This is a genomic window from Phocaeicola sp., assembly GCF_048170425.1.
Taxonomy (GTDB): Bacteria; Bacteroidota; Bacteroidia; order Bacteroidales; family Bacteroidaceae; genus Phocaeicola.
The window spans coordinates 1-7,219 of the sequence record NZ_DBEXBB010000331.1 but is presented as its reverse complement, the minus strand read 5'-3'; the positions used below and the strand labels follow the sequence as shown (position 1 = coordinate 7,219).

Below are 7,219 nucleotides of genomic sequence, written 5' to 3'. Positions count from 1 at the left end.
TTAGGTTTTAATTCGTCAGGGGAGTCTTTCGTGTACAACATGGGTGAACCTGCTACTTTTGTAAATAGTTCTTGAATTTTTTGAATTTCAACCTTTTGTTCTGGATGAAAATCATCGGAATTCATGTAATCAAGTATGGATTTCTTTAATTGTCGGGCTACGATTCGTTTTTCTGGTGCGCTGTCTAAATCCAATGTCGTCATAATCAGTTTGCCATTTAACACATTGGCTTCGAACAACACTCCAATTTTGCGACTGATAAACCACGTGTCAATACTTTGGATAAGCGGCTGGAAATCTTGTCCAAAATCGGTGAATTGCATGACTGGTGTGCGGTTCAATAATTCCCACCATTGCAGATTGCTATGATACTCGGTCGGAAACTCTCGGAAAAGAGGGTGGTGAGGATTAAGCAGAATGCCAGTAGTATGGGGTGGGCGCATCTTGAACCAGGAAGTGTTCCAGAATACCGGGGTAAAGTATTGTACGACTTCTTTGCCGTATGTCACTTTCTTTCCAGCCTTGATAAGCACTTTTCCTCCCTTTTTCAGTATTTCACATGCTTTGTTGTCCAGTGTATCTGTCTGATATATTGTTTCTTTAGATGTGAAGTCGACAGTTACAGGATATACCCAGAAATCCCAGTCATTAATCACATCTGTTCCTTCAATTCGTACCTCTACATTGAGTTTCATAGCCGATGAAATATCTTTCAACGGAAAATCAAGCTGCCCGATATGATTCAGGTTGCCGATTGGAATATCCGTCTGGCCGATGATGCCATGTGAGTAGACCTTTCCGTATACATCAGTTATACGGTAGCTCACTTTAGCAGCCTGAAGAGGTTCTGCTCCGAAATGAGAAATTTCTATATCGGCATGAAACGTTTCGTTAGTGGTATATACGAACTTTTCTGTGCGCATGAGCGGGACGGTCGGTGCACAGAACCGGCGCCATTCTTCGGCGCTTATATAACCTTTTTCTTCAAAAAACACATCCAGAATACCTACTAGCGCTGTACCTTGTCCGGAATAGTCATTCAGAGCCAGCAACTGGAATCCTGCATAATCAGGTGTACGCAAAGTACGTTCGATTTCATGTTTATAACATAGTGCTTGTAATTTTCCGGAAGACATCATAAAATCCTGCCCTTTGCCTTCCATGCCGTGCGTGTGCAGAAGGTGTTGGAATATTTCAAAGTTGCCTGCTTTGTTGACCCCGGTGTATTTCTTGATTTCATTGAAGTTGGGGAATACACACCACTGTCCGGTTTCGTGTGATACAAACGGTTGTTTAACCGTATCAAGATACTCTCTGAAGTCAGTCATTGTTTCCGGACGCTTGCTTTTCCAGTTCAATCCTCTTACGCCCGCCTTTACGTGGTACTGACTTTTAGGTTGCCATGCCCATCCTCCTCCTACGGAAGCACCAGTATATACCCGGCGTGAATCTTTGGCTTTCCAGTAATCCACAAAATGAGAAACCCATGGAACCCAGTTCCCTGACGGCTCATTTCCACATGCCAGCATACAGAAAGAAGCGTAGTTCCCGTATCTTTGAGTCATACGGATGGTTTCTTCCAGCAGGTACTGGTCAATGTATTGTCCTTGTCCCAGCCGGACGTCATGGTTCGGCCAGCTTGGTCCTTCTGGTTGCAGATAAAATCCTACCCGGTCGGCTGCTTTAAAGGCTGCTTCCGGCGGGCAATAGGAGTGGAACCGCATGTGATTGAGTCCGTAGTTCCGGCAGATACGGAACACACGCTCCCAACTTTCCACGTCCATTGGAGGATAGCCGGTCAGCGGGAAGTCACAATTCTCTACCGTACCTCGCAACATGGTCTTTCTCCCATTCACATAAAACCAGCGTCCCTGAATGGTGAATGTACGCATGCCAAATTCTATTTCCCGTGTGTCACTTTGATTTGCTTGTGTAAGTGTGGCTGTCAACTTATAGAGTGTCGGATGGAATTCATCCCAAAGCTGCGTATCTTTACCCATGGGCAATATCATCTCAAGGGTATCTTTAAAATTACTTTTGGAGAACGTTTGTGTGATTTCCGGTACACGATGCAGGATGTCACTATTAAAACTTTCGGCTTTCAAGGAAAGTGTTATCGGACTTTTATGGCCTTGTATAACCATACGTACACGAGCTTGTTGCTTGTCAGGCTCTGGAAAGACCTGAATGTCTTTAAAAGAAACCTCAGGAAGGACATAGAGGTACATGCGGCCTACCACACCGTTCCAGTTTCCTTGCGTGTGATCTGTGATACTATGAGAGTTCTGTCCCACCTTGGCACAACTGTCGTGATTGTCAATGCGTAGGGTGAGTGTCGATACTCCAGGAAGAATGGCTGCAGTGATGTCATATTCATGAGGTGTACTAAGGCTGTTTTGCGAACCTATACGCTGGTTGTTTATCCAGACTGTTGTTTCAATATGTGGACGTTCTAAAAACAACATCACGCGTTTTCCTTTCCAAGATGAAGGTATATGTATTTCCCGTTTATACCAGGCAACTCCTACATAACGTCGTTCCGGAGTAAGGAAGAAAGGAAACTTTATATTTCCTGTGCGTCGGAACATCTCCAGCTCTGGGTTATAATAGAAAGAACTGTCGTAAAGTGATCCTGTCCATTGGGTTTGCAATGAAGGGAGGTCTCCTTTTCGCTTTTCCGGCATAGAACCGGGCAGGTTGATTTTGTCGTTAAGAGGACGGGCGTACCATTCCTCGTTAATTCCTTTATTTTCTTTGTCAATTTGAAAAGACCATTCTCCTGTCAAATCAAGGACATTCTGCGCATGAAGTAATTGTGTGATAAGCAGGAGGTAAAAAACAAAAATGTGTTTTCTCATAAATACCAGTAACTATAAAAAATTATCGAGGCAAATGTAAGGTTTGGTGCTTACATATCCCTCGATAATTCTTCAAATAGCTGGAATATTGTGTATTTATACTTTAATCAGCTTATATTTAGGCACAAGGGCTTTCATTACACACCATGCTATGAGGTAGGCTACGGCACAGATACAGAAAATGATGAAATATCCGGCTTCTTTCCCTTCGAAACCAAAGAATACCATTTGAGTTTCTGCAGCATAGTCGAACAAGATTCCAGAACACATGTTAATGAGAAAAGCTCCTACACCACCTGCCATTCCTCCGATGCCTATGATGGTAGCAACGGCGCTCTTGGGGAACATGTCACTTCCTACGGAGTAAATATTGGCTGACCAGGATTGATGAGCTGCTCCTGCGATACCGATAATGATAATAGGGAACCAGTAAGAAATATTTCCTAAAGGTTGTGCAAAGAGTGCGAACAGGGGGAATACGGCAAAAATCAACATGGCCTGCATGCGGGCTGCGTACGGATTCTTGCCAGTCTTGTTGATAATGATGGTTGGTAATTTACCTCCATAAATGGAAAGCATGGTAATGGCATATAATACGAATATCAGCAATTGGGCTGTCGCACTGTCTGACGAGAATCCATATACGTCGGAGATATAGGCAGGTGTCCAGAAAAGAAAGAACCACCATACTCCATCTGTCAGGAATTTTCCGAATATGATGGCCCAAGTCTGGCGGAATTTGAAGCATTGCCAGAGTGATATTTTGGGTTCTTCTTCTGTGTGGATGTTTGTATCTTCTTTTTCTTTGTCCTGCTGGATATAGGCAAGCTCAGCTGCGTTCACCTGTGGGTTTTCCTGTGGCTTCTTGTACATGAGCATCCAAAGTCCCATCCAGATAAATCCTAGCGCACCAATTACAATGAAAGCCATTTCCCATCCGTTGCCCACACCAATGCTCTTGAAGTAACTTGCCAGTGGAGGAATACTGATAGGGGCTATTAAGGCTCCAACTGTAGAGCCGGCATTGAATATAGACGTAGCAAAGGCGCGGTCTTTTTTAGGGAAATATTCTGCTGTCACTTTAATGGCTGCGGGAAAGTTGCCCGATTCACCTACGGCTAGCACAATGCGTGCAGCAATGAAATAGTATACGCTGGTAATGGCGATGGTGGAGGTGAGAGCACCAGAGGCTGCAATCATTTCATTGACATTTTTGAGTCCCAGGCTCATTTCTGTAGCCCATCCGCAGAGTGCGTGCAGGCAGGCTCCGAGCGACCAGATGGCAATAGCCCATAAATAGCCTTTTTTGCTACCCAGCCAGTCAATAAAGCGTCCGGCAAAAAGGTTGGCGACAGCATAGACGATTGAGAAAATCGCTGTGATAGTTCCGTAGTGTGTGTCTGTCCAGTGGAACTCCGGTGCAATAAAGTCTTTCCACGTCAATGACAGAACTTGTCGGTCCAGGTAATTGACCGTTGTTGCGAAAAAGAGCATAGAGCAAATAATCCATCGGTAATTGCTCATTGTTTCGCTTGATGTTTTGGTTGTACTCATATATGATATTAGATTAGTTTGTTTTGGTACAAAGATAATTTTTTTACAGGCGTTCAGCCTGTAAATATTGACTGAAAACCTGTATTAATTGGTCAGGTGTGTCTACAACCATAATGAAACGACAAATTCCACATACTTGGCAGATTCTTTCTTCAAGAGTTCTGTGTAAGTCTGTGGAATTTGTAGATTTAGGATACTCTTCCAGTAGGGAGGTATGCGTGTTATCTCATTTCAGTATATTTGATTTTGTCCATATCTCCGTAATCAAGGTTTTCACCTGCCATACCCCAGATGAACATGTAGTTGCTTGTTCCGGCAGCTGCGTGGATAGACCATTCCGGTGACATGATAGCCTGTTCGTTAGCAAGCCATACCAGACGTTCTTCCTGCGGTTCACCCATCAGGTGGCAAATCATGTTGCCTTCAGGAACATTGAAATAGAAATAGGCTTCGATACGGCGGCTGTGAGTGTGGGCAGGCATCGTGTTCCACACGCTTCCTGGCTTCAATTCAGTCAGCCCCATCTGTAACTGGCAAGGACCTTCCTGCAGAACGTTCTTCACAATCAGCTGGTTGATTACACGGTCGTTGCTTTCTTCCATCTTTCCGGCAGCCATTGAGTTAGCTTTCAAAGAACCCTTACGTCCATCGATGGTAATCCACTGGGTTTTGTATTCTTTGTGTGCAATGGCAGAGTTGATATAGAACTTAGCCGGTTTGCTGGCATCCTTACTCTTGAAAGTCACTTTCTGGTTGCCGCGTCCTACGTAGAGTGCTTCTTTGAACTTCAACTCATATTCCTTGCCGTCTACAGTCACGATACCGTCGCCACCGATGTTGATGACACCTAGTTCACGGTTGAACAAGAAATAAGGAGCTTTCAGCGGGTCGATAGTGTCCAGTGATAATTCTTTATTTATCGGCATTGCACCACCGAAGATGAAACGATCGTACATAGAGTAAGTTACGTTGATTTCATCAGCAACCAACACTTTCTCCATCATAAAGCTGCTGCGCAGTCTCTGTGTGTCGTATGTCTTTACATCTTGCGGATTGCATGCAGTCTGCATCCGGTAGTTAACCTGAGCATTAGCAGAAAGAGCTGCTACGCCCAGCATCATAGCCATAGCTAATTTTTTCATAAGCGTTTGTTTATTTATTGGTTTTTATTCTTCAATGTGTTTCGCTTCCTTAATAATGCGGCGACGGTTGTAGATAGCCATTGCCAGTGTGAGGATAACCAGTATGCTTGAACCCACAATCTTGAAGTTGTAGACCGCATGGAATATCAGCCATGAGAAGATACTGGATGCAAAGTCAAGTGCACCTCCCTGGAATCCTTCCGGAATCTGTACGGCCGGATCGTTTGTTCTGACAAACACATCCTGCGCAGCTTGTGTAAAGAATGGAGCCAAGTCTGTTACGAAATACAGACCTACAATCAGTGCAACCAAACCAATCAGGAAGGTTTTCAGCACGTTACCTTTTGTAATAGGTAGTACGGCAGGGAACAAGTAGAACATACCGGCCAATGAAGCCAACGGTAAGAACTGGTTGTTGGGCAATACTACTGACAGGAATAGAGCTACTGGAATAAGCAGCAAAGAAACCACCAGCGTAGTCGGGTGACCAATTACCAGTGCCGGGCTCATACCGATGTTGAGGCTTGCGCTGTTTTTGAATTTACGGGCAATCAGTTCACGGGTTGCATCAGAAATGGGACGCAGACCTTCAATGAATAAAGATGTAATACGTGGAATAAGCTCCATTACTGCTCCCATTTTGATACCCAATCCTAAAATAGCTGGAATTCCGTCAACCAGTTCCTGGCTGTTTTTGCAGGCCAGTGCACCGATACCACAACCCACTACTACTCCAAGGAACAGAGGTTCCCCCATAATACCGAACTTTCTTTTCATGCCTTCTGCATCGATGTTCAGTTTATCGAATCCCGGAATCATATCCAAGGCTTTATTGATTACAAGGGCAAAAGGAACGAATCCCTGACAGAAGGGCTGTGGAATAGAAATTCCGTCCATTTTATCGTAATATGACTGGAACTGCTTGCAAGTCAGGTCGGCCATAATCAGGGTGATGATGTAACAGATAATTGCTGAGAAGAATCCCCACCAGATGTTTTCTGTAGCAAAATAAACTACGGCTCCAATGAAAGCAAAATGCCAGTAGTTCCATAAGTCGATGTTAACAGTTTTGGTCGTTTTAGTCAGTAGCATGACAATGTTTACTCCCAAACATACAGGGATGATGAATGCACCGACAGAAGTGTTATAAGCTACCGAAGCTGCAGCAGGCCATCCCATGTCAAAGATACCCAGTTCCAGTCCGTAGATTTCCGTTACCTTTTTCAACGGCTCTCCCAAACTGCTGGTCAAAAGAGCTGTTACAACAGAAAGTCCGACGAATCCGACTCCGACCAGCAAACCGCTTTTCAGCGCCTTGCCGAAGTTAATTCCGATACATACTCCCAGAATGGTAAACAGAATAGGCATCATCACGGCTGCTCCGAGCCCGATGATATAGCTAAATACTTGTTCCATGTCTTTTCTTTTGTCCTTTAAAAATGTGGATTTCGGTTAAAAATAAATGATTTCGAGCCAAAATTACAGCCTTTTATTCTAATTTCCAATTGAAAATCCGTTATTTTCGAAACTTTGCTGATTTAATAACATTTTTTTCGTTTACGTACACGGATAGACTTTCTCTAAGAAACCTTGTTTGATTTGTTTCAATTTGAAGAATGAGAGATTTTGGGCCAGAAAATAAAAAGAATTAAAAATGCAATTGAA

The 7,219-nt window shown here is 43.8% G+C and carries 4 protein-coding genes; all 4 read right to left on the bottom strand.

What is annotated here, in order from left to right; genetic code table 11:
• A partial coding sequence (locus ACMJ0U_RS12590; RefSeq protein WP_417130216.1) for a sugar-binding domain-containing protein occupies window positions 1–2,858 on the bottom strand: 2,858 nt, incomplete at its 3' end.
• A 96-nt stretch (window positions 2,859–2,954) separates the two neighbouring features.
• The gene (locus ACMJ0U_RS12585; protein WP_417130215.1) at window positions 2,955–4,412 is read right to left on the bottom strand and encodes an MFS transporter; all 1,458 of its coding nucleotides are present in this window, start codon (window positions 4,410–4,412) and stop codon (window positions 2,955–2,957) included.
• Between the two features lie 221 nt (window positions 4,413–4,633).
• Entirely contained in the window at window positions 4,634–5,554 is a 921-nt protein-coding gene (gene kduI / locus ACMJ0U_RS12580) for a 5-dehydro-4-deoxy-D-glucuronate isomerase (RefSeq protein ID WP_417130214.1), read from the bottom strand.
• Window positions 5,555–5,578: 24 nt separating this feature from the next.
• The gene (locus ACMJ0U_RS12575; protein ID WP_417130213.1) at window positions 5,579–6,970 is read right to left on the bottom strand and encodes a PTS galactitol transporter subunit IIC; all 1,392 of its coding nucleotides are present in this window, start codon (window positions 6,968–6,970) and stop codon (window positions 5,579–5,581) included.
• Window positions 6,971–7,219 lie beyond the last annotated feature (249 nt).